The organism is Pseudomonas sp. B21128, from assembly GCF_044218865.1.
In the GTDB taxonomy this organism is placed as follows: Bacteria; Pseudomonadota; Gammaproteobacteria; order Pseudomonadales; family Pseudomonadaceae; genus Aquipseudomonas; species Aquipseudomonas iridis.
Map to the genome: position 1 here is coordinate 3,987,044 of NZ_CP162590.1, position 22,199 is coordinate 4,009,242.

Sequence of the window (22,199 nt, forward strand, 5' to 3'; positions counted from 1 at the left end):
TATGAAAAACAACTCGGTCAGTTCCCTCTCCCTCTGGGAGAGGGTTAGGGTGAGGGGCTTTTCGCCTTTCACATCGGTGCAGGCTGAATGATCTCGACCCAGTAACCATCCGGATCCTTGATAAACGCCAGGCTTTTCATGCGGCCATCGGTCAAGCGCTTCTGGAAGTCACAGCCCAGCGCTTCAAAACGCTCACACGCTGCCACGATGTCCGGCACCGAGATGCAGATGTGGCCAAAACCACGCGGATCAGTGTTGCCATTGTGGTAGGCAAAATCAGCATCGTTTTCGGTGCCGTGGTTGTGGGTCAGTTCCAGAATGCCCGGGATCGACTTCATCCATTCGGTGCGAGCAGCGGCGTCGGCCGGGATCTGCGCTTTGTCGACCAGCGCCAGGAAATACAGGCTGAATTCCGCTTCCGGAAAGTCGCGCTTCTCAACCAGCGAGAAACCTAATACGCGAGTGTAGAAATCCAGGGACTTGGTGATGTCCTTGACGCGCAGCATGGTGTGGTTAAAAACGAAATTGTGGGTTGCGCTGTCTGGCGTGGCGGTTACGCCGGGGAAAGTGTTCAGTTCGTGCAGGCTCATGGGCCCTCCAATAACTATGGGCGAGTGATTGGCGCAATGATACGCATGCCTGCCGGCATCGCCAAATGAAAGGGCAGGCTTGCCGTGGGCGCGGCCGGGGCTCAGACTTTGCGGCTCAATCTTCGAGTGCGTCCGGCAATGATCCGACTGTTTAAAACCCCGTTAGTTTTCTTTGGCTTGTTTCTGTGCACCGCTACTGTGTTTGCCGAAGAACCGAGCATCACCTGGCCCGCAGGCTGGCAGGTGGAGCCGCTTGCCGACACCGCGCCGCAGGTTTCTCGCCAGCGGGCGGTCAAGAACGATGCCGGTGGCAATCAGGTAATGGTGATGGAGTTGACCATGACTCAGGTTGAAACAGGTCATCAAGTCAATTTGCAGGGCGTTTTGCTGGAAATGCGCAAGTCGATACAAAAGGATTTTTTCCAGGGCGGCTATCAAAGTGTCTGCAACAAGGTACATCCGGCGACGCTCGGTTCTTTGTCTGCGCTGGAGACGACTTGCACGGTGACCGAAAACGGTCGGCATGTGTTATCGCAAACGCTGGTGGCGGCGGTCGCGGCGGATAAGGCTTATGTTCTTTCCTATGCCGGCCAGGCCGAAGCTTATAAGGCGAGTGCAGAAGAAATTGTCGCGGTGAGAAACAGCCTGAAACTTTAAGCCTCTGTACTTTTTCGCCGGTTAGATACCCAAAGGGATTAAGCACAAAGTTTAACGTTGGCGTCGCTCGCAACATGATGCAGCAGAATGTTCAGGTTTTTGGCTCAGTAACGTTACACAAAAGTCGCAACTTGCTCGATGAAATTCATTTCATTTGTTAGATATTGTCAATAAAAAAGCCCTGCATCATGCAGGGCTTTGGTGGGGGCCGGATTAACCGCGCAACCAGGAATCAACGGTGCCTGCACCATACTCTTCCTTCCAGGCTTTGAGGCCACGGTGGTTGCCGCCTTTGGTCTCGATCAGTTCGCCGGTGTGCGGATTATGATAGACCTTGACCACGCGAGCTCGACGGGTTTTAGGCGCTGAAGCGCTTTGCAGTGCGGATTTCGTCGGATTCGGATCGAGAATGGCGATGATGTCTTTGAGGCCTTTGCCGTAACTTTTCATCAGCCCTTGAAGCTTTTCTTCGAATTCGATTTCTTTCTTGAGCCCGGCATCGTTCTTCAGCGATTCCAACTGCTTGAGCTGTTCCTGAAGGGCCTTTTCAGCTGCACGAAATTCAGCGAGTCTGGACAATATCTTTACTCCAATAGTGTATTTGGCTGATACCAACCGCAAACAAAGCTTAAAACTGGAGCCTTGTAGCGACTCGGTGATAAGTGGCTCGCCTGCCAATCTTTGCACAGGCAAGAAAAATTGTAGTTGTTAATGCGTCAGGAGTAAATCCTGATGTTGTCCTTATGTAACGGCAGTGGTCTTTTGTATCATTTTTTGTGCGCCTTGTCGGCGCATCTCGCATAAGTCCATTTAGTTAATGGTGAGTTAATGCACTAATGAAGTCTGCTGCCGGCATGGGTTTGCCGTACAGATAGCCTTGCAGGAAGTTAACGTTATGCGCGGTCAGATAATCGACTTGTGCCTGTGTTTCGACACCTTCGGCAACAATGCCCAGATCAAGCTTGGCCGAGAGTTCGATGATGGTGTCCAGAATGTGCCGCGAAAGGGCGTCAACGCCGATCATGGCCACAAAACTCTGATCGATCTTGAGGAAGTCCACATTGAATTGGCGCAAGTAACCGAGGCTTGAGTGCCCCGTCCCAAAGTCGTCGATGGCGATCATCACGCCCAGTGCATGCAGTTGCTCAAACAGCTGCCGCGTGATTTCGGTAGGCTCGATCAGCTCGCGCTCGGTCAGTTCCAGCACCAGGCTAACGCTATCGGGCGCGAAGGATTCGAGGAACTCACGGCAATCCTTGACCAATAGCAGATCCCGGCAATGACTCGCGGTAATGTTGATACCGATGTGAAACGGTGCGGCAAAGGTCGATGACCGGGGCCCAAGTAACGCCGCTGTTTGTTGCATCAAGGCGCGGGTCATCGGCACGATCAGCCCTGAGTGTTCGGCGAACGGGATAAACAGGTCCGGGCGCACCAGTCCTTCCTTGGGGTGATTCCAGCGCATCAACACTTCAGCGCCCGACCATTTCTTGCTGTCGCCGTGCACCACGGGCTGGAAGTATGGAATGAACTCGCCGGCTTCGAGAGCACGAAGCATTTCGTGGCTCGGCGAAGTCGAGCGCTTCTGCACGACATGGCCGATGGCGCCCGAAACCACACCAAAGAACATCAGCAGGCTGAACAATGGTGGGTACTGTTCGGCCATGTAACGCCAGGTTTCACCCTTTGGAAAACCTGCCGACACGCTGAAGGCATGCCGGGAAGAGTCCAGCATGGTTTGCGCCACCGGCAGTGCGGGCAGCACGCCTTGGCGGACCTGGCCATTGGCTGACATCCAGTTATCACCCACCTGCAATAACAGCAGTGTGTGCCGGCCGATCAGTCGCAGCATGTTGCTCAAGTGATAGCCATCCAGTGTCGTCAGTGCACCACCGCGCCCTTCGCTGAGTCGATACACCAGCAGCGCGGTGTTGGGGGTGACCGGATTGCCGTTCATCAACCACAACTTGCCCTGAACATAGTCGCCTGCTTTGACGGCTTCCTTGAAGTCGCCGAACAACGAACTGCAATAAAGATTGTTGTCCCACACCAGATTGGTCGAGCGCACGAAAGGGCGGCGGGTCACCTGTTCGCGCAGGGCCAGTTTGACGTTTTCACACGGTTGACCGGCCAGCGGCAGCAGATCCCGGGCCGCTTGGGCCGTGCTGTCAAGCATCAACTCGAACTGGCGCAACGCCTCTTCGGCAGTTTTCTGTGAACTCTGCGCAAGCGTTCGCTCGGCTTGCATGTACAAAATCACGCCACCCAGCAAGGCTGGCAGCAGGGCGCTGAGCAGGGTGATGGCGATGCGCACGCTACGTTTACGGCGAGGTCTGACGGTCAACGGCATGGGCGCATCCTGTCGCGAGAAAGTGGGGCGCCCAACATCAGACCAGGCACCGGTGCACCGCTGAAAAACATTTCAGCCAGTGGGCAGAATAGATGGCAGATGACACTTATGTCGCTCATTGCCGGTTAAGTCGTGATGCCAGCGCGATAAAGGCCAGCGCCGCCGGTGATGCCTGGCGCTGGTCAATGCTACGCGAGCCAACGCTGATGGTCGCGTTGAATCCCGCGGTGATCGGGCAGGCATTTACCTGTGTAATAAACCCCTTGCACCGGCGCCAGAAAAGCGGATTTTATAGAGAGGGCAGACAACCCTATTTACGCTGTGTAGAATCGGGTTACGCATACAATAATAATTCGTCTTCTGGCAGCAGAAGCCTCGCCCGCAAGAGCCTTGGGTCGACAATGAAGATATTCGGGTTTCAACTGATCTACGGTGACTTTCTCGCCCGCAGTGTGCGTGGCATCTCCTGCGCGCCACCCAGCTCCCTCAGCATGACTGACAAATAACCCTGGTTAATTGATAAGAAATGATGAGGCGTCACCATGGAAGATTTATACGAAAACCCAATGGGCCTGATGGGCTTTGAGTTCATCGAACTGGCATCGCCGGTCCCTGGCACTCTGGAGCCGATCTTCGAGATCATGGGCTTCACCAAAGTCGCCACCCACCGTTCCAAGAATGTGCACCTGTACCGTCAGGGCGCGATCAACCTGATCCTCAACAACGAACCGAACAGCGTGGCTTCCTACTTCGCGGCCGAGCATGGCCCGTCGGTGTGCGGCATGGCGTTCCGCGTCAAGGATTCGCAGCAGGCCTACAAGCGCGCGCTGGAAATCGGCGCCCAGCCGATCCACATCGAAACAGGGCCGATGGAGCTGAACCTGCCGGCGATCAAAGGCATTGGCGGCGCGCCGCTGTACCTGATCGACCGTTTCGGCGAAGGCAGCTCGATCTATGACATCGACTTCGTGTTTATCGAAGGTGTTGATCGCAATCCGGTCGGTGCCGGCCTGAAGATTATCGACCACCTGACTCACAACGTGTATCGCGGTCGCATGGCTTATTGGGCAAACTTCTACGAGAAGCTGTTCAATTTCCGCGAAATCCGCTACTTCGATATCAAGGGCGAATACACCGGGCTGACGTCCAAAGCGATGACCGCGCCGGACGGCATGATCCGCATCCCGCTGAACGAAGAGTCGTCCAAGGGCGCCGGGCAGATCGAAGAGTTCCTGATGCAGTTCAATGGTGAGGGCATCCAGCACGTCGCGTTCCTCTCCGACGACCTGATCAAGACCTGGGATCACCTGAAGAAGATCGGCATGCGCTTCATGACCGCGCCACCGGAAACCTATTACGAAATGCTCGAAGGGCGCCTGCCGAACCACGGCGAGCCGGTTGATCAACTGCAGTCGCGCGGCATTCTGCTCGACGGCTCATCGGAGCAGGGCGACAAGCGCCTGCTGCTGCAGATCTTTTCGGAAACCCTGATGGGCCCGGTGTTCTTCGAATTCATCCAGCGTAAAGGCGATGATGGTTTCGGTGAGGGCAACTTCAAGGCACTGTTCGAATCGATCGAGCGTGACCAGGTTCGCCGCGGTGTACTCGCGACCGAGTAAGCGATAAAAAAGCCTGGCTTCGGCCAGGCTTTTTCAGATCTTTTGCTTTTAAGGTCTGCGCTGTCGCAGCAGATGTTTAAATCCCTCGAACACCAGCACCACAACCGCCAGCCAGATCGGAATGTAGGTCAGCCACTCAGTGGACTTGATGCTTTCGCCCAGGATCAGCGCGACACCCAGCAGTAACACTGGCTCAACATAGCTCAACAACCCAAACAGACTGAACGGCAATAACCTGCTGGCAATGATGTAAACCACCAGTGCCGAAGCGCTGATCAAGCCGAGCAGCGGAATCAGCCACATCAACCCCGGATATTGATTGAACACGTCCAGGCCTTGCTCTCCACTCTGCACAAACCAGTACGCGACCGGCAGCGTCAGGGTCATGTCGACCCACAGCCCGCCGAGGTGGTCGGTTTTCAGGTATTTGCGCAGCACGAAGTACAGCGGATAGCCGACCACAACCACCAGCGTCGCCCAGGAAAATCCGCCGACCTGATACAACTCGTTTAACACGCCCAGGCTTGCAAAGAACACCGCGACCTTTTGCAGGTACGACAGGCTCTCGCCATAGGCAATCCGCCCGGTCAGTACCATGGCCAGCGGCAGCAGGAAGTAGCCCAGTGACACGTCGAGGCTGTAACCGTTGAGCGGTGCCCACATGAACAGCCACAATTGCACGCCGAGCAGCGCTGACGAGACGATCAGCCCCCCGATAAGTCTGGGCTTGTCCGCCATCAGGCGAATCAACTCCAGCACCCGCCGCCATTCGCTGGAGACCAGCATGAACACCGTCATGCACGGTACCGTCAGGAGCATCCGCCAGCCGAAAATCTCCACGCCGCTCAACGGGGTGAGCAACGAAGTGAAGTAATACATGACGGCAAACAGCACCGAGGCTGTAACCGATAAAGCGATACCTTTAGACAAACTGTCCTCGCGGGTGGGTGATCAAACGGGGCGCGAAGGATACGTGGTTTTTGTGCTGAATATTGCTCGAGTGCTCGATATTCCACACATCCGTTATGGCGGTAGCGCTTGCAGAAAACTTACGGAGTACTCCTCAACGGGTTCCTGAAGCGTTTGAGGTACATTTGGCCGAGTTTGTAGGAGGCATAGTCAGTCACGTGGCCAATGTCACGATAGACCGGAAAACCGTCGATGACCGTCGCGCAATTGCCGTCTTGGCATTGAACACCTTTCGGGTCAATAACAATCAGACTGGGGTACTCCTCCTGCAGTTCGCTGAACAGTTTCGCCAATACCGGGTCTTCGCCACCCGACCAGGGTGAGGTGGCGCACAGACTGCTCTGCTCGGTGCTTCCCATCCAGCCCCGCAACTTGACTCGTTTTAACAGGCAGTCGTTGATACCCGCCGGCATTGGCATCGTGTTCATCAGGAAGATGGGCGTGGCGCCCGACTTGACGATGATGTCCAGGGCTTCGCGGATCGCCACGCCCAGACGTTGTTGTGAGAGCTCAGTGCTGCGAGGGTCATCCTGTTTCGTGACGATGTCAGCGTTCAGGTAGGCCTCCCAGAATTGGCCAACGATCACGTACTCAAAATGGCTTTTGCTGATCAGGTCGTAATATTGCTGAGCGGCGGTATGGCACTTTTGATACAGCCCGCCCTTGTATTTTTTCGCGTCGTAGAGGTAGACCTTGGGCAGTGCCAGGCACGCCGGGTAACCCTGTGCGAGTGCCGACAGGTTGGCATCTTTAGCCAGCGTTTCAACAAATCCCCAGTAATGGTTCGAAAACGAATCACCCAGTAGAAAGACCTGCGGGTCTGCCTGGGCGGCACCCATGATGCAGCCGAGGTCGGTGCCATCACTGACACCCAGGCATTTTTCCCGGTGGACTGGGACATAGGCCTTCAGACCACTGAAGACCTGACTCGAATCTTCGCCAAAACGCTCGGGCCATCCATCGTGCTTCTTGCCGGCAGTGTGCAGCAACGAGAGTCCGATCGCGGGCAGCAGCATCAGCAGTATCAGGGTTTTGGCAAATCCCGCCCTTGGCTTGCGAAATTTGTTTTCGATGAGCACGAACGAAAGCCAGGCAATCACAAACGTGGCGACGAAGTAGATGACCGTCACCATCGGCGTAAGCGTGATGCCGACATAGGCCACGAACGCCAGAATCGGCCAGTGCCACAGATACAACGAGTAGGAGAGGGTGCCGATAAATACCAGCGGTTTGAGGGCCAGTATTCTGGAAGTGACGCTCGCATCGCCAATGCCCCGAAAGAGCAAGGCTGCGGTCGCGATGCAAACCGCTATGGCGTGGTAGCCCGGGAACCCCGCGAGGATATCTTCCCGCGTCGCGCAGTAGAGAATCGTCGCCAGCGAAAGCGTACAGACCAACGATGCACTTAATCGATTGAGCCTGAATTTGTCCGTGCTGAAAATCACGGCACAGGAGCCGATCATCAATTCGAAAATTCGGGCGGTAAAGAGGTAGTAGTTTTTATCCGTCAGTGTGTGCGACCAGTACAAGGCCAGCGCCATTGCCGCGACCGTTAAACCGAGGACGGTCACCTTGAAGGCTTTTTTCGCCACATAGCGGTTGAGCAGCCAAATGCCCAAAGGCAGGACCAGATACCACTGCCACTCGATAGCCAGCGACCAGGTGTGCAGCAGCGGCAAAGTCGCCGCATCGGGTGTCGCATAACCGGTTGTCGCATTGGAAAAATACTGGTTCGAGAGGAGTAATGAGGTGTACTTGCCGCTTTTCAGAAAGTCGACATAGTCATCGGGCAAGTAAAGCACCGTTGCGATGATCAGTGTGGCGATCAGCAACGCAATGATGGCCGGCTGTAATCGCCAGATACGGCGGGTGTAGAACCCCGAGAAGCTGAACGTCCCATTGTCCAGCGACTTCATGATGATCGAGGTCGTCAGATACCCCGAGATCACGAAGAAGATATCCACACCGATATAGCCCGACGGAAACAACGTCAATCCGCCGTGAAAGATCAACACCAGCAGAACGGCAATCGCCCGCAGCCCGTCGATGTCTGCACGGTATTCAATAGTGGGTTTGCGATGCGGGGTCGCAGAGGCCTGCGCCGAGGGTGAGGGGGCTTCTGCGGTCTTGTCATTGGCGCCGAGTGCTTTATGCCATATCGCGCGCAAAGGCTTCCATGCAAACTCAAAAGGGCGATTGAGCATTTACTTATCCTGAAACAGTCTCGAACGATCTGATTTGTTTTTTGATTGCGCTCAATTCATTGGAAAAAGGCGCGATGCGCAGGGTATCAGAAATGTTACAGAGATTTTTTCAATCGCCTGGTTCAGCTCGGATCTTGTAATCAAACGATCCGCCACCTTGGCGCTTTCCTGTAGTGAGAGCGCCAAGGTAGAGAGGAAAACGTCACACCGAATGGGGTTTACGCCCTGACACAAAATGACTGACATCGTTGAAGCCTGGTGTCGATGCATGTCCAGGCACCACCAGCGAATCGATAAACGCTTCATCTTCAGCCGTGATTCTGACTGCCTGCGCCTTGGTGTACGCATCCCACTGGGCTTCCGTGCGTGGCCCTACAATCGCCGACGTCACTGCACTGTTGTTCAGCACCCAGGCGATCGCAAATTCAACCATGCCCACCCCTCGGCCCTCGGTGTACTGCTGAATTTGCTGGGCAATGCGCAACGACTCGACCCGCCATTCGGTTTCCAGAATACGCTTGTCCTGACGCCCGGCGCGGCTGTTGGCGTCGGGTGTCACATCCGGCGCGTACTTGCCGCTTAGCACGCCACGAGCCAGCGGACTGTAAGGCACTACGCCGAGGCCATAGGTCTGCGCCGCAGTAATTTGCTCGGTCTCGGCCTGACGGTTGACGATGTTGTACAGCGGTTGGCTGATCACTGGCCGATCAACGCCGAGTTTATCGGCGATGCGAATCACCTCGGCAATCCGCCAGCCGCGATAGTTAGACAAACCCCAGTAACGAATCTTGCCCTGACGAATCAGATCGCCAATCGCCGCCACCGAGACCTCCAGCGGCGTGTTGTGGTCTTCGCGGTGCAGGTAATAGATGTCGAGGTAATCGGTGCCGAGCCGGGTCAGGCTGGCATCAATGCCGTTGAAAATGTGTTTGCGGCTCAGGCCGCTACGGTTCGGCACACCGTCCACCGGGCCGAAACCGACCTTGGTCGCCAGCACCCATTCGTGGCGATTACCGGCAATCGCTTCACCGACGATCTCTTCGGAGCGGCCGTTGGTATACACGTCGGCGGTGTCGATGAAGTTGATCCCCTGATCCCACGCCTTGTCGATGATGCGCAGCGATTCCTCAGTGCTGGTCTGCTCGCCAAACATCATCGTGCCGAGGGTGAGGGTGGAGACCTGCAGTCCTGAGTGACCCAGTGTGCGATAACTCATGCCGAAATCCTTTTGTCGGTGGAAAACGCTAATCAAATATCAGATGCGCTGCGCAAGACAAAGCAAAAAATCGCAGCTGCGACAGCGCCTGCACGGCGTACATCCATCCCGTGCAGGCGCTGTCGCAGGCTGCGATCTTTTGTTACGGCTTGAATCAGGCGCGCAATGTCCGCGTCATGCGCAATGCCAACACACTCCCGGCAACAATCACACCGGCCAGCAGATACAACGCCGCATCCGTCGATCCGGTGCTGTCCTTGACCCAACCCACCAGGTACGGGCTGAGGAATCCGGCCATCTGTCCCATCGAGTTGATCAGCGCCAACCCTCCGGCAGCAGCGCCCGCGCTCAACATGGCCGTCGGCACCGGCCAGAACATCGGCAGGCCGGTCAGCGCGCCCATGGTCGCGATGGTCAGACCCAGGATAGCGATGGCCGGATTGCCGGCTAAATTCACCGCAATCACCAGACCGATCGCACCCATCAACATAGGCACCACCAGATGCCAGCGGCGTTCTTTGCGCAGGTCCGCAGAACGCCCGACCACCAGCATGAACACGGCCGCCAGCAGATACGGAATCGCACTCAACCAGCCGATCACCAGGTTATCGCTGAAACCGAGGTTCTTGATGATCGACGGCAGCCAGAAGTTGATCGCGTACACGCCGCTCTGGATGCAGAAATAGATCAGGCCGAACGCCCAGATTGCAGGGTTTTTGAACACCGCCAACAGCGAATCGGTGGTGGTTTTTGGTTTGTTCGCCAGGTCCTCGGCTTGATCCGCTTCCAGTACCGCGCGCTCATGCGCGGTCAGCCATTTGGCCTTGGCGAAACTGTCGCTCAGCAGGAAGTAAGCCAGCAAGCCCAGCACCACGGTCGGAATGCCTTGCAGCAAAAACATCCACTGCCAGCCGGCCAAACCGCCCTGGCCCGCCGCGAAGTGATTGAGAATCCAGCCCGAAAACGGGCTACCGAGCAGGCCGGACACCGGGATCGCCGACATGAACAGCGCCATGATCCGGCCACGACGGAAGGTCGGGAACCACTGCGAGAGATACAGCACAACGCCCGGGAAGAACCCGGCTTCGGCCGCACCGGTGAACAGGCGCAGGGTATAGAACTCGGTCGGTGTGGTGACGAACAACAGGCAGGTCGACAACGTGCCCCAGGTGATCATCATCAGCGCAATCCAGCGCCGCGGACCGAATTTGGTCAAGGCCAGATTGCTCGGTACGCCGCACAGCACGTAGCCGATAAAGAAGATCCCGGCACCGAGGCCGTACACGGTTTCGCTGAATTTAAGCGCGTCGAGCATCTGCAGTTTGGCAAATCCAACGTTAACCCGGTCGAGGTAGTTGAACAGGTAGCAGATAAAAATGAAGGGAATCAGGCGGAGGGTAATGCGTTTGTAAACGGCGTTTTTATCGTCGTCGATGGTCTGGGTAGCTGCGGCGCTCTGCGACATAGCGGCTCTCTCTTTATTATGATTTTTTGCGATGCAAAGGGTAACGTTGATCGCCCTGAGAGTCTCGGCCACCTTCGGCCGGATTGTCTTTGTGCCTGAGCACAGGGTTTGCCACCAGACCCTGTGCGGGTGACCAACCGTCCGCGCCTGTTTAGAAGGATTGCAGCCGTTATGTTCGAACTCGATCACGACCTCGCTCAGGACATCGTCGACCGGGCCATGGCCATTTTGCCGTACAACGTCAACGTCATGGACAGCCAGGGCTTGATCCTCGGCAGCGGCGAGCCGGAGCGCATCAACACCCGCCACGAAGGTGCGCAACTGGTGTTGGCCAACGGGCGCGTGGTGGAGATCGACGCGCCGACAGCCCTGCATCTGAAGGGTGTGCAGCCGGGGATCAATCTGCCGCTGTGGCTCGATCAGCGCTTGATTGGCGTGCTGGGCATTACCGGCGAACCAGAGCATCTGCGCACTTACGCCGAACTGGTGCGCATGACCGCCGAAATGCTGGTGGGCCAACGCAATCAGCAGGCCGAGCAGCAATGGCGGCGCCAGCGTTGCGATGATCTGCTGGCCTTGCTGCTGAGCGACGCGGGGGATTCACCGCGTCTGGTCGACGAGGCGCAGCAACTCGGGCTCAAGCCGCAATTGACGCGTGTGCCGTATCTGTTCGAGTTGGGTCTTGAGCACGGGCCGGGGCAAACGGTCGAAGCGCTGAGTGCCTGGCTGACCTCGCGATACCCGGACAGTTGGTGCGTGAGCTCGGCCAAGTCGTCGCTGCTGTGGTGTCGGCCGGCCAGTCAAAACATCGAGCACGATCGTTTGCTGGAAAAACTCGACGGCCTCGGCTGGAAAATCCTGCGCATTGCGGTGGGCGGGCAGGCGGACGGGCTGGTCGGGTTGCGCCGTTGTTATCGTCGGGTCGGCGATCTGCTGGCCTACGGCCGTGAGGTATTGCCCCATTCGCGCTTGTTGACCCTCAATCGCTATCGTCTACCGGTGATGCTCTGGCGCCATCGCAACGACGATGCGCTGGATGAACTGCTCAAACCACTGCGCAAGGTGATCGCCAAGGACGGCAACGGCCAGTTGCTGGCGACGCTGCGCAGTTGGTGTGATCACGATGGCCAGAGTCAGGCCTGTGCCGATGCGCTGGGTATTCATCGCAACAGCTTGCGCTATCGGATGGAGCGTATTGCCGAGATCAGCGGGGTGGATCCGCTAAGGCTGGAGGGGATGCTGGCGTTGTATCTGGGTGTGCAGTTGTTGCCGCAGATTGAACCGGGTTAATTGCTGCTTTCACTGATGCCATCGCTGGCAAGCCAGCTCCCACAGTTTTTAGGGGTGTTCACACTATCGGTAGCCACCGAAGCCCCTGTGGGAGCTGGCTTGCCAGCGATGGCGCCGGAACATTCAGCATCAACACCAGGACCTTTTGTAGAAATGAACAATAAACCCCTGCGCCACTTGTGCAGCAGACAGGCGTCAATGCGCATGCCGACTGGCAGCATGAGGGGCATTGGAACTGGAGAATTCATATGAAGATCGTCATCGCCCCCGATTCGTTCAAGGACAGCCTGAGTGCCCAAGGCGTTGCCGAGGCCATTGCGCTGGGCCTGGCGCAAGTCTGGCCGCACGCCACGCTGGTCAAATGCCCGATGGCTGACGGTGGCGAAGGCACGGTCGAGTCGATTCTGGCGGCGTGCGAAGGCGAGTTGCGCCGCACTACTGTGCGTGGCCCGTTGGGCTCGGCGGTTGATGCCGCGTGGGGCTGGTTGCCGCACAACCACACGGCAATCATTGAAATGGCCGAGGCCAGCGGATTGCAACTGGTGCCGCCGGGCAAGCGCGATGCCTGCATCAGCAGCACGTTCGGCACCGGCGAACTGATTCGCGCCGCACTCGATGCCGGTGCGCAACGGGTGATCCTGGCGATTGGCGGCAGCGCCACCAACGATGGCGGAGCAGGGGCGATGCAGGCGTTGGGTGTGAAGTTGCTCGACGCCCAAGGCCAAATGCTGGTGCCGGGCGGTTTGGCATTGGCGCAATTGGCGCGTGTGGATTTGACTGAGCTCGATCCTCGTCTGGCGCAGGTGCGGTTTGATATCGCAGCGGACGTCAACAATCCACTGTGCGGCCCGCACGGTGCATCGGCGATCTTCGGCCCGCAGAAAGGGGCATCGCCAGCGCAGGTTCAACAACTGGATCAGGCCCTCGGTCATTTCGCGCAATTGTGCGCCGAGGTGCTGGGCAACGACGTGCGCGATGAACCGGGCAGTGGCGCGGCGGGGGGCTTGGGTTTTGCCGCCAAAGCGTTTCTTGACGCGCAGTTTCAGGCCGGTGTCGAGGTGGTGGCCGAACTGGTCGGGCTGGCCGAAGCCGTCAAGGGCGCGGATCTGGTGATTACCGGCGAAGGGCGCTTCGATGCGCAGACGCTTCGCGGCAAAACTCCGTTCGGCGTGGCGCGGATTGCCAAGCACTATGCCGTGCCGGTGATCGTAATCGCCGGAACCCTGGGGGACGGTTATCAAGAACTGTATGGCCACGGCATCGATGCCGCTTTCGCCGTGACTAGTGGCCCGATGACGCTCGAACAAGCGTGCGCCGAAGCACCACGACTGCTGCGCGAACGGGCTACCGATATCGCCCGTGTGTGGCAACTGGCCGCAAAACCCTGAGACATTCGCACCTACGCAATGCGCCGTCGACATGGGCGGTCGGGTGTTTCACTGCCGTTACACCCTGAAAAATATTTCATCTCTACCCACATCCTTCCTCAAGTCCGGCCGATACAGCCAACAGGCGCGCACAACAAATCTCAAAACAGTGACGCCGCACTGAAGCCCGCCCCGCGGGCCGGTGATCAAGGCATGGATGCTCGTAGTTTCTATCCTCCGAGAGTCCAACTATGTCCTTGCGTAACCTGAATATCGCGCCCCGTGCCTTCCTCGGTTTTGCCTTTATTGCCTTGCTGGTGATCGTGCTCGGCGTATTCGCCGTCAATCGCATGTCGATCATTCGCCAGGCATCAATCGACATGGACGTAACGCAACTGCCCAGCGTGACGCACCTCAGCGTGGTGACGGAAAACGTGCTGCGCCTGCGGATTCTGTCGTTCCGCGTGCTGGTCAATCGCGAGCCCACTGGTTTGCAGGAGGCGCAGACTCGCATCAATGTGTTGGTGGACAAAGTGCGCAATGCTCAAGCCAGCTATGCCGCGCTGCCCGCAGGCGCTGAAGAACGGGCGCTTTACCAGACATTCGTTACGACGCTGGACAACTATCTGCAAGCGCAGAGCCAGATGCTGGAGCTGTCGCGTCAGGACAAACTCGACGAAATGCGCGCCTTGATCAACTCGCGTATCAAGGACGGCACCGACCAGATGGGCGAGCAGCTCAACAAGCTGATCGCAATGAATGCTGCCGACGCAAAAGCCGCGTCGATTCAGGCCGGTAAGTATTACGACAGCGCCATCACCGGCATCATCATTGTCGCCGTCGTTGCTGCGCTGGCGACCGTGCTGCTGGCCTGGCTGCTGACCCGCAGCATCGTCACCCCGTTGAACCGCGCCGTTGAAGCCGCGCGAACCATTGCTGGCGGCAACTTGAGCAAACGCATCGAAGTCGATGGCAAGGACGAACCGGCTCGCCTGCTCGAAGCCCTCGCAGCCATGCAAACCAACCTGCGCAAAACCATCGAACAGATCGCCGGCTCCGCCACGCAACTGGGTGCCGCTGCCGAAGAGCTCAGCGCCGTGACCGAAGAAGCCTCACGCGGCCTGCAACAGCAGAACAATGAAATCGAACAAGCGGCCACCGCCGTCAACGAGATGACCGCCGCTGTCGAGGAAGTCGCGCGCAATGCCGTGTCGACCTCCGAAGCATCGAACCAGTCGACTCACGCCGCCCGCGAAGGTCGCGATCAAGTGGTTAAGACTGTCGACGCGATCCAGACCATGACCCACGACGTGCAAAACACCTCGCACATGATCGAAGGTCTCGCCGCCCAGGGTCGCGACATTGGCAAGGTGCTCGACGTGATCCGCGCCATCGCCGAACAGACCAACCTGCTGGCGCTCAACGCCGCCATCGAAGCAGCGCGTGCCGGTGAAGCCGGCCGCGGCTTTGCGGTGGTGGCGGACGAAGTGCGCGCGCTGGCTCATCGCACCGCGCAGTCGACGCAAGAGATCGAAAAAATGGTCGCCGGTATCCAGAACGGCACCGGCGAAGCAGTTTCATCGATGCAACAAAGCAACCAGCGCACCCAGTCCACCCTGGAAATGGCTCGCGCCGCCGGCGTTGCGCTGGAGCAGATCACCCAGTCGATCCACCAGATCAACGAACGCAACCTGGTCATCGCCAGCGCTTCGGAAGAACAGGCGCAGGTGTCGCGCGAAGTTGACCGCAATCTGGTCAACATCCGCGACCTGGCCACGCAATCGGCCGCAGGCGCCAACCAGACCAGCGCCGCGACCCACGAACTGTCGCGCCTGGCGGTGGATTTGAACGCCATGGTGGCGCGTTTTGTGATTTGAGCGACTGATTCTGGGAGGAAAAAGGCGAAGCATTAAGTGTGCTTCGCCTTTCGTAGTTACAAGGTATTCAGGTCAGTTTAACGTCGATGGATTGGCTTCTGGATACCGGACCTGTATTGCCGGCGCGATCCTTTAGCGTAAAAAAAACCGGCCAATTGCCGTTGCCTATGTTACGGACAACGCTCCCCTTCAACTCGATAGGTGTAACCGAGGTTGAGTCCAGGACCTGTGTACTTGAAACAGGCTCGTTGAAACGGCCGAGATAAAGCTCAATGGCATCTCCTGGGCGCTGACCGAAGTAGGGCGCAACTCCAATGACGACCTTGTCTTGGTTTTTTTCTAGATAGTCGGAGGTGAGGCCATCACGGATCACTTCTTCCGGAAGATCAGGCGGGGCGGCCGGACTACCAAAATTCGGGGCGGTCTTGTCTACTTCGAAAAAGGCAGGACCCGACTCCGAGTGGCTTCCAAGATACTCCAGTACAATTCGCACTTCGTAGATTCCTTCGGTAATAAAATAATCCGGGGGTATCACGCTGGGAATAGGAAATTGTATCGGCGTAGTCACTGACTGGATTGCCGCAGTTGCTAAAACGCTCCCTCTCAAACCGACTTTCGTATGTAGATCAACTCGCCGGCCTTGTGGAATGGGAGGGTCAATCAAGGCCTCCACGATTGTAATGTTGAGTGGGCGGTCCAACTGACTGATGGGCAAAAGATTAGCCTGTCCATCAGGAATGTCGGGGAGGGCTCCGTCGATGACTGGAGGTTTGAAGGATTGTGTTTCTTCAGCTGAAATTAACATGTGGTTATTCGCTCATAACGTACGCAATGGGAAGGGTTTTGCCTGTCTATTTAAGGGGGGAAACTTGCGCAGGGGCTACTGTCAGAGTTGACAGGTGTGGCCCTTCGTTAAAAGCATTACGATGAAGGTCTTTTTCAATTGAGTTAATTCTTTTTGACGCTGGCGCGTTTTGTGAATTGAGATAGGGTGAAGGCTGGACATTGCGCAATCAGGAGACGTGCATGCGCTATTCAGCCTTGACCCAACGAATCGCCGGCGAAGGCGCAGCGGCATGGCAAATTCACGACCGGGCACTGGAGTTGCGCGCTCAGGGTGTCGATATTTTATTGCTGAGCGTCGGGGATCCGGATTTCGATACGCCGCTGCCGATCATCCACGGCGCGATCGACAGTCTGCTGGCCGGCGACACGCACTATTCCGATGTACGTGGCCGCTTGGCGCTGCGCAAGCTGATCGCCGAACGTCATCGGCGAAGCAGTGGCCAAGTGGTCGATGCCGACCATGTGATCGTCATGCCCGGGGCGCAATGCGCCGTGTATTCGGTGGCGCAATGCCTGCTTGATCCGGGTGACGAGGTGATCATTGCCGAACCGATGTACGTCACCTATGAAGCCGTTTTCGGTGCGTGTGGCGCGACGGTGGTGCCGGTGCCGGTTCGCCCGGAAAACGGCTTTCGCGTCGATCCCGCCGATGTCGCGGCGCGCATCACGGCGAAAACCCGCGTGATGCTGCTCAACAGTCCCAACAACCCATCCGGTGCAAGCCTGTCGTTACTGATCTGGCAGGAATTGGCCGCGCTGTGCGTGCGTCATGACTTGTGGCTGATCAGCGACGAGGTCTACAGCGAACTTCTCTACGAAGGCCAGCACATCAGTCCGGCGAGTCTGCCGGGCATGGCCGAACGCACGGCGACGATCAACAGTCTGTCGAAATCCCATGCCATGACCGGTTGGCGCATCGGCTGGTCGATCGGGCCGAAATCGTTGGCCGGGCATCTGGTCAATCTGTCGTTGAGCATGCTATTTGGCCTGCCGGATTTCGTGCAGAAAGCCGCGCAAGTCGCGCTGGAGACCGACCTGCCGGAAGTGGCGCAGATGCGTGAGGAATATCGCCTGCGTCGCGACCTGGTCTGCGAGCGCTTGCACGGTTGCCCGGGGCTGCATCCGGTCCGCCCTGATGGCGGCATGTTCGTGATGGTCGATGTGCGCCAGACCGGACTCGGCGCGCAGGCATTTGCCGAGCGCTTGCTGGAAGGGTATGGCGTCTCTGTGCTGGCCGGTGAGGCATTCGGACCCAGTGCAGCGGGGCATATTCGCATCGGGCTGGTGGTGGATCGGGTGCGGCTGGCAGATGCCTGTGCGCGGATTTCACTGTGTGCCGCGCAGCTGTTACAGGCGCGCAGTGCCTGAACGTTTTGCATCAGATGTACTGGCCTCATCGCTGGCAAGCCTGCTCCCACAGGTTATTCGGTGTTCATCACATTTGTGAGCGACACTCACCACTGGGGGAGCTGGCTTGCCAGCGATGGGGCCCATTCAGGCACTGATAATCTCAGCCCTGCCAAACCACTGGATTCACCGGATTCAAAGGCTTCTCTCCACCCAACGCCGCCAACAAATTCTCCACCGCACACCGCGCCATTGCCTCGCGTGTCTCGTGCGTCGCCGAGCCCATATGCGGGGTTGCCACCACGTTATCCAGTTGCATCAACGGCGAATCCTGATTCAACGGTTCACGCTCGAACACATCCAGCCCCGCCGCACGAATCCGTTGCTGGCGCAGTGCATCGATTATCGCCGCCTCGTCTACAACCTTGCCCCGCGAGATGTTGATGAAGATGCTCTCCGGGCGCATCAACGCAAACTGCTCGGCGCCGATCAACCCCTCGGTCTGCGCCGTCAGCGGCAAGGTCAGGCAGATGAAATCGGCCTGCTTGAGCAGGTCTTCCAGGCTGCGGTACTGCGCATCGAATCGCGCCTCAACCGCCGGTTTACGCGACTGGCTGTGGTAAATCACCGGCATGCCAAATCCGAAATGACCACGCTGGGCCAGCGCCTCGCCAATGCGGCCCATGCCGATGATGCCCAGGGTCTTGCCATGCACATCGGTACCAAAATGCGCCGGGCCGAGGTTGCGCTGCCACTGCCCGCTGCGCACCATGTTCGCCAGCTCGACCACGCGCCGGGCGGCGGCCAGGATCAGTGCGAAACCGGTATCGGCGGTGGTTTCGGTCAGCACGTCCGGGGTGTTGGTCAGCAGAATCTTGCGGCGGGTCAGGTAATCGATGTCGTAGTTGTCGACGCCCACCGACACACTGGCAATGGCCTCCAGCTGTGGCGCCAGATCGAGCAATGTGGCGTCGAGTTTCAGGCTGGCGCCGAGCAAGCCGTGGGCGCGGGGCAGGGCATCACGCAGTTGCATGAGGCCGTCGGCATCGAGGCTTTCGATCAGCGTCACATCAAACTGATCTTGCAGGCGCGCCATGAGCGCGGGCGATAGTTTCTTGTACAGAACGACCTGTTTTTTCATGGCAAGGATCTCTTCAGGAGTGAGCCGGCACGGCAGGCGTGGCGACGGCTTTGGTCACGACGCGATCACTGGCGCCGGGCTTGAGGAAAATCGTCAGCACCACCGACAGCAGCAATGCACCGCTCATCAGCAGGTACGACGAACCGGGCGAACCGGTCGAGCTGTTCAGGTAACCCACCAAGTACGAGCCGCCGAACGAACCGAGCGCCCCCATGCTGTTAATCAGCGCCATCGCACCGCCGGCGACATTGGCCGGAAGAATCTCGGGCACGATTGCGAAGAACGGCCCGTAAGGCGCATACATGCAGGCGCCAGCGATCACCAGCAGCGTGTACGACCACCAGAAATGTTCGGCACCGAGCGCGTAGGATCCGTAGAACGCAATGGAAGCAATCAACAGCGGCGGCCAGACGAAGCGTTTGCGTTTTTGCAGTTTGTCCGAGCCCCACGACACCAGCAGCATGCCGATCACGGCCGCCAGATACGGCAGCGACGACAGCCAGCCTGCCTCGATCATGTCCATTTGCGCGCCAGCCTTGAGGATCGACGGCAGCCACAATACAAAGCCGTACACGCCGATGCTCCAGCAGAAAAACTGCAAGGCCAGAATGATCACCTTCGGTGAACGGAACGCCTCGGCGTAGTTCTTCACCGCTTTGATGCCGACCTGTTCAGCGGCCAGGGCGCTTTCCAGATCGTGTTTTTCCTGGTCGCTGAGCCACTTGGCCTGGGCCGGACGATCATCGGCCAGTTTCCACCAGATAAACGCCCAGAGCACCGCCGGCAGACCTTCAATGATGAACATCCAGCGCCAGCTGAAATGCTGCACCAGATAACCCGACACCACCGACATCCACAGCATGGTCACCGGGTTGCCGAGGATCAAAAACGTGTTGGCCCGCGAGCGTTCGGCGCGGGTGAACCAGTGGCACAGGTAAACCAGCATCGCCGGCATCACCGCCGCTTCGACCACACCGAGCATGAAGCGGATGACGATCAGCCAGTAGGCATTGCTGACCACGCCGGTCAACGTCGCGAGCCCGCCCCAAAGGATCAGGCTGACGAAAATCAGCTTCTTCACGCTGTGTTTTTGCGCGTAGATCGCGCCGGGTACCTGGAAGAAAAAGTAGCCCAGGAAGAACAGTGCACCGAGCAATGAGGACAGGCCCGGCGTGATCATCAAGTCTTCGGCCATGCCGGACGCCGCAGCGAAACCGTAGTTGGCGCGATCGAGATACGCCAGGCTGTAAGTGATGAACACGATGGGCATGATGTACCACCAGCGGCGGGCGGCGAGGGTTGCAGTTTTCATGGGTGTGACTCCTGAGCTTGTTGTTTTTGTCGCAGCAGGTTCGGTTAATCGATTGACTGTCAGGTCCTCATCGCTGGCAAGCCAGCTCCCACAATGGTTGGTGGTGTTTCAAAAACAGTGGCAACACCACAGGACCCTGTGGGAGCTGGCTTGCCAGCGATGGGGTCCATGAATTCAACAGTCAGTTCAGCACGGGTCGGCAACCCCTCCATATCTCCGCGACTCTGCACCGCCCGACTGCCAATCCAGTTCGCGCGCCGCACGGCCTCGGCAAAACTCTGGTGCTCCAGCAGGGCGCTGATCATGCCCACCGCAAATCCGTCACCCGCGCCAACCGTATCGACGACATGGGTCACCGGTACCCCGGCAACAAAGCCCTGATCCAGCTGCGTGCGGTAGTAGGCACCCTGCGGCCCGAGCTTGATCGCCACGGCTTCGGCGCCCTGATCGAGATAAAACGCAGCGATATCTGCCGGGTCGTCAAACCCCGTGAGCAATCGCCCCTCACTCAAGCCCGGCAGCACCCAATGGGCGAGCGCGGCGAGGCGGTTGATCTCGCCGATCATCTCGCGCTCGCTGACCCACAGGCTCGGGCGCAGGTTGGGGTCGAACGACACGCTGCGTCCGGCATTGCGCATGCCGGTCATCAGCTCGAATGACATTTCCCGCGCCGTACCGGACAGCGCGGGAGGAATACCGGTGGCGTGCAGATGCCGCGCGTTCAGCAGTGCGGGCGTGATCGATTGCGGCGACAGGTGACTGGCCGCCGAGCCACGACGGAAATACTCGACCTGCGGGTCGCTGCCATCATCGCAACGGGACTTGAACTGGAAGCCGGTTGGATGCGTTTTGCAGACTTCAACCTGGCTGCACTCCAGACCCTCGCGCGCCAAGGTGTCGACGACAAATCGGCCGAGCGAATCATTGCCCACCCGACTCAGCCACGCGACGTTGAAACCCAGCCGCGACAGGCCGATCGCCACGTTGCTGTCGGCGCCGGCAATGCGCTTGTGGAAGTGCTCGACTTTTGCCAGGTCCCCGCTTTGTTCGGCCACCAGCATCGCCATGGTTTCGCCGAACGACAGAATATCGATCTCAGACATGGGCTGGCTCCAGACGGGATTGGCCGAGGCGGGCGAGGGTCGCGACGTGTTCGGTGGTCAACTCCACCAGGTCATCGCCCTGCAATGGATATTCGGCGGCGCGCATAACGCCTTGGTCCATGTGTCGCAGCAGTTGCTCCCACAGATGCAGGTCTCTGACGGCGGGCGGCACTGCTACCAGTTTGCCGTCGGCGCGCCGGGCCACGGCTTTGCAATGCACATAGCCGACGTGCCGACCGAGCAGGCGTGCGGCGTTGGCAGCGGATTGGTCCTGCCACTGCCAGTTGCCGATATCGAAGGTCATTTTGATCGGCAAGTTGTGCTGTTCAACAGCATTAAAGAAGCGTTGAAACGGCTCGATCCGCCCGCCGTGCAGCGTCTGGTCGTTTTCCACCAACAGGTGCACACGGCTGTTGCCGAGCAGTTGCTGCAACACCGTCAGATCGCAATTGTCGGTGAAGTAGCCGAGGGAGACTTTCAGCCATTTCGAACCGAACCCCTCGGCGTGCTGCAGGGCCGTGATCAGTTCAGGATTGGGGCGCGCCTGGCCGGCCAGCCACAGCTCGATCGGCGAGGAATAGATGCTTTGCAGGCCCAGTGCCTGGGCGGCTGCGCTCAACTGTGCGGGGTTCTCGCGAGTCAGCAACTCTTCGCGCCATTCAATACGATCGGCCCCGGCAGCGGCCAGCACGTCGATAAAAAAGTCCTGCCCGCGTTGGCGCACTAGCTCGGCGCCGTAGCTGGACAGGCTGATGGAAACGGCAGGTTTATTCATTGTTGTAGACCTCTGAAACCGGTTTCATTTTTGTTCAAAAAAATATCAGTCAGTGCTGTGTGGTTCTGGCG

18 protein-coding genes are annotated in these 22,199 nt (G+C 58.2%); 6 read left to right on the top strand and 12 right to left on the bottom strand.

Annotation, left to right across the window (positions count from 1 at the left end; all coding sequences use genetic code 11):
- Window positions 1-68 precede the first annotated feature (68 nt).
- Entirely contained in the window at window positions 69-590 is a 522-nt protein-coding gene (gloA, locus tag AB4P91_RS17835) for a lactoylglutathione lyase (RefSeq protein ID WP_042559344.1), read from the bottom strand.
- 138 nt (window positions 591-728) lie between these two features.
- Between gloA and AB4P91_RS17840 the strand changes: the two genes are divergently transcribed.
- Window positions 729-1,247 carry a DUF4946 domain-containing protein gene (locus AB4P91_RS17840; protein ID WP_150591989.1) on the top strand — a complete coding sequence of 173 codons (519 nt, stop codon included), beginning with the start codon at window positions 729-731 and terminating at the stop codon, window positions 1,245-1,247.
- A 213-nt stretch (window positions 1,248-1,460) separates the two neighbouring features.
- Here the strand turns inward: AB4P91_RS17840 and AB4P91_RS17845 are convergent, their stop codons facing one another.
- Both AB4P91_RS17845 and AB4P91_RS17850 read right to left on the bottom strand, forming a co-directional pair.
- Window positions 1,461-1,826 carry a histone-like nucleoid-structuring protein, MvaT/MvaU family gene (locus tag AB4P91_RS17845; protein ID WP_150592573.1) on the bottom strand — a complete coding sequence of 122 codons (366 nt, stop codon included), beginning with the start codon at window positions 1,824-1,826 and terminating at the stop codon, window positions 1,461-1,463.
- A 235-nt stretch (window positions 1,827-2,061) separates the two neighbouring features.
- Window positions 2,062-3,597 (bottom strand): EAL domain-containing protein, encoded by a 1,536-nt coding sequence (locus AB4P91_RS17850; protein ID WP_395603332.1) that lies wholly within the window; start codon window positions 3,595-3,597, stop codon window positions 2,062-2,064.
- 542 nt (window positions 3,598-4,139) lie between these two features.
- Here AB4P91_RS17850 and hppD point away from each other — a divergent pair.
- On the top strand, window positions 4,140-5,216 hold the full coding sequence (gene hppD / locus AB4P91_RS17855; RefSeq protein WP_395603333.1) for a 4-hydroxyphenylpyruvate dioxygenase: 1,077 nt from the start codon (window positions 4,140-4,142) through the stop codon (window positions 5,214-5,216).
- A gap of 48 nt (window positions 5,217-5,264) precedes the next feature.
- Here the strand turns inward: hppD and rarD are convergent, their stop codons facing one another.
- From rarD to AB4P91_RS17875, 4 genes are all read right to left on the bottom strand, one after another.
- Window positions 5,265-6,146 carry an EamA family transporter RarD gene (rarD, locus tag AB4P91_RS17860; RefSeq protein WP_395603334.1) on the bottom strand — a complete coding sequence of 294 codons (882 nt, stop codon included), beginning with the start codon at window positions 6,144-6,146 and terminating at the stop codon, window positions 5,265-5,267.
- Between the two features lie 119 nt (window positions 6,147-6,265).
- Entirely contained in the window at window positions 6,266-8,389 is a 2,124-nt protein-coding gene (locus AB4P91_RS17865; protein ID WP_395603335.1) for an acyltransferase family protein, read from the bottom strand.
- Window positions 8,390-8,591: 202 nt separating this feature from the next.
- Window positions 8,592-9,605, bottom strand: coding sequence for an aldo/keto reductase (locus AB4P91_RS17870; protein ID WP_395603336.1), 1,014 nt, complete (start codon window positions 9,603-9,605; stop codon window positions 8,592-8,594).
- A gap of 154 nt (window positions 9,606-9,759) precedes the next feature.
- The gene (locus tag AB4P91_RS17875; protein WP_395603337.1) at window positions 9,760-11,070 is read right to left on the bottom strand and encodes an MFS transporter; all 1,311 of its coding nucleotides are present in this window, start codon (window positions 11,068-11,070) and stop codon (window positions 9,760-9,762) included.
- A gap of 171 nt (window positions 11,071-11,241) precedes the next feature.
- Here AB4P91_RS17875 and AB4P91_RS17880 point away from each other — a divergent pair, with 171 nt between their 5' ends.
- The 3 genes from AB4P91_RS17880 (at window position 11,242) to AB4P91_RS17890 (ending at window position 15,604) form a co-directional block, all read left to right on the top strand.
- Window positions 11,242-12,360 carry a sugar diacid recognition domain-containing protein gene (locus AB4P91_RS17880; RefSeq protein WP_150591982.1) on the top strand — a complete coding sequence of 373 codons (1,119 nt, stop codon included), beginning with the start codon at window positions 11,242-11,244 and terminating at the stop codon, window positions 12,358-12,360.
- Window positions 12,361-12,608: 248 nt separating this feature from the next.
- A complete protein-coding gene (locus AB4P91_RS17885) occupies window positions 12,609-13,748 on the top strand; it encodes a glycerate kinase (protein WP_395603338.1) in 1,140 nt (379 codons plus the stop codon).
- Between the two features lie 230 nt (window positions 13,749-13,978).
- Entirely contained in the window at window positions 13,979-15,604 is a 1,626-nt protein-coding gene (locus tag AB4P91_RS17890) for a methyl-accepting chemotaxis protein (protein WP_150591979.1), read from the top strand.
- Between the two features lie 67 nt (window positions 15,605-15,671).
- Here AB4P91_RS17890 and AB4P91_RS17895 read toward each other — a convergent pair whose 3' ends face one another.
- Window positions 15,672-16,409: a hypothetical protein gene (locus AB4P91_RS17895; RefSeq protein ID WP_150597825.1), complete on the bottom strand. Its 738-nt coding sequence runs from the start codon at window positions 16,407-16,409 to the stop codon at window positions 15,672-15,674.
- 221 nt (window positions 16,410-16,630) lie between these two features.
- On the opposite strand from AB4P91_RS17895, the gene AB4P91_RS17900 reads away from it, so the two are divergent.
- Window positions 16,631-17,818, top strand: a complete 1,188-nt coding sequence (locus tag AB4P91_RS17900) for a pyridoxal phosphate-dependent aminotransferase (RefSeq protein ID WP_150591977.1) — start codon at window positions 16,631-16,633, stop codon at window positions 17,816-17,818.
- A 142-nt stretch (window positions 17,819-17,960) separates the two neighbouring features.
- Here AB4P91_RS17900 and AB4P91_RS17905 read toward each other — a convergent pair whose 3' ends face one another.
- Genes AB4P91_RS17905 through AB4P91_RS17920 form a run of 4 tightly spaced genes read right to left on the bottom strand, consistent with a single transcriptional unit; the run spans window position 17,961 to window position 22,128 of the window.
- Window positions 17,961-18,938 (bottom strand): 2-hydroxyacid dehydrogenase, encoded by a 978-nt coding sequence (locus tag AB4P91_RS17905; RefSeq protein ID WP_395603339.1) that lies wholly within the window; start codon window positions 18,936-18,938, stop codon window positions 17,961-17,963.
- Window positions 18,939-18,951: 13 nt separating this feature from the next.
- A complete protein-coding gene (locus tag AB4P91_RS17910; protein ID WP_395603340.1) occupies window positions 18,952-20,250 on the bottom strand; it encodes an MFS transporter in 1,299 nt (432 codons plus the stop codon).
- A 59-nt stretch (window positions 20,251-20,309) separates the two neighbouring features.
- Window positions 20,310-21,353 carry a sugar kinase gene (locus tag AB4P91_RS17915; RefSeq protein WP_395603341.1) on the bottom strand — a complete coding sequence of 348 codons (1,044 nt, stop codon included), beginning with the start codon at window positions 21,351-21,353 and terminating at the stop codon, window positions 20,310-20,312.
- Window positions 21,346-22,128 carry an AP endonuclease gene (locus tag AB4P91_RS17920; RefSeq protein WP_150591973.1) on the bottom strand — a complete coding sequence of 261 codons (783 nt, stop codon included), beginning with the start codon at window positions 22,126-22,128 and terminating at the stop codon, window positions 21,346-21,348. The genes AB4P91_RS17915 and AB4P91_RS17920 overlap by 8 nt, the downstream gene beginning before the upstream one ends.
- Window positions 22,129-22,199 lie beyond the last annotated feature (71 nt).

What these genes read in the sequence shown, in the direction of transcription:
- AB4P91_RS17895 (WP_150597825.1), bottom strand. Translation starts at nt 16,409, where the DNA reads ATGTTAATTTCAGCTGAAGAAACACAATCCTTCAAACCTCCAGTCATC.
- AB4P91_RS17865 (WP_395603335.1), bottom strand. Translation starts at nt 8,389, where the DNA reads ATGCTCAATCGCCCTTTTGAGTTTGCATGGAAGCCTTTGCGCGCGATA.
- AB4P91_RS17870 (WP_395603336.1), bottom strand. Translation starts at nt 9,605, where the DNA reads ATGAGTTATCGCACACTGGGTCACTCAGGACTGCAGGTCTCCACCCTC.
- AB4P91_RS17875 (WP_395603337.1), bottom strand. Translation starts at nt 11,070, where the DNA reads ATGTCGCAGAGCGCCGCAGCTACCCAGACCATCGACGACGATAAAAAC.
- AB4P91_RS17905 (WP_395603339.1), bottom strand. Translation starts at nt 18,938, where the DNA reads ATGAAAAAACAGGTCGTTCTGTACAAGAAACTATCGCCCGCGCTCATG.
- AB4P91_RS17850 (WP_395603332.1), bottom strand. Translation starts at nt 3,597, where the DNA reads ATGCCGTTGACCGTCAGACCTCGCCGTAAACGTAGCGTGCGCATCGCC.
- gloA (WP_042559344.1), bottom strand. Translation starts at nt 590, where the DNA reads ATGAGCCTGCACGAACTGAACACTTTCCCCGGCGTAACCGCCACGCCA.
- AB4P91_RS17880 (WP_150591982.1), top strand. Translation starts at nt 11,242, where the DNA reads ATGTTCGAACTCGATCACGACCTCGCTCAGGACATCGTCGACCGGGCC.
- AB4P91_RS17885 (WP_395603338.1), top strand. Translation starts at nt 12,609, where the DNA reads ATGAAGATCGTCATCGCCCCCGATTCGTTCAAGGACAGCCTGAGTGCC.
- AB4P91_RS17915 (WP_395603341.1), bottom strand. Translation starts at nt 21,353, where the DNA reads ATGTCTGAGATCGATATTCTGTCGTTCGGCGAAACCATGGCGATGCTG.
- hppD (WP_395603333.1), top strand. Translation starts at nt 4,140, where the DNA reads ATGGAAGATTTATACGAAAACCCAATGGGCCTGATGGGCTTTGAGTTC.
- AB4P91_RS17900 (WP_150591977.1), top strand. Translation starts at nt 16,631, where the DNA reads ATGCGCTATTCAGCCTTGACCCAACGAATCGCCGGCGAAGGCGCAGCG.
- AB4P91_RS17910 (WP_395603340.1), bottom strand. Translation starts at nt 20,250, where the DNA reads ATGAAAACTGCAACCCTCGCCGCCCGCCGCTGGTGGTACATCATGCCC.
- AB4P91_RS17920 (WP_150591973.1), bottom strand. Translation starts at nt 22,128, where the DNA reads ATGAATAAACCTGCCGTTTCCATCAGCCTGTCCAGCTACGGCGCCGAG.
- AB4P91_RS17890 (WP_150591979.1), top strand. Translation starts at nt 13,979, where the DNA reads ATGTCCTTGCGTAACCTGAATATCGCGCCCCGTGCCTTCCTCGGTTTT.
- AB4P91_RS17840 (WP_150591989.1), top strand. Translation starts at nt 729, where the DNA reads ATGATCCGACTGTTTAAAACCCCGTTAGTTTTCTTTGGCTTGTTTCTG.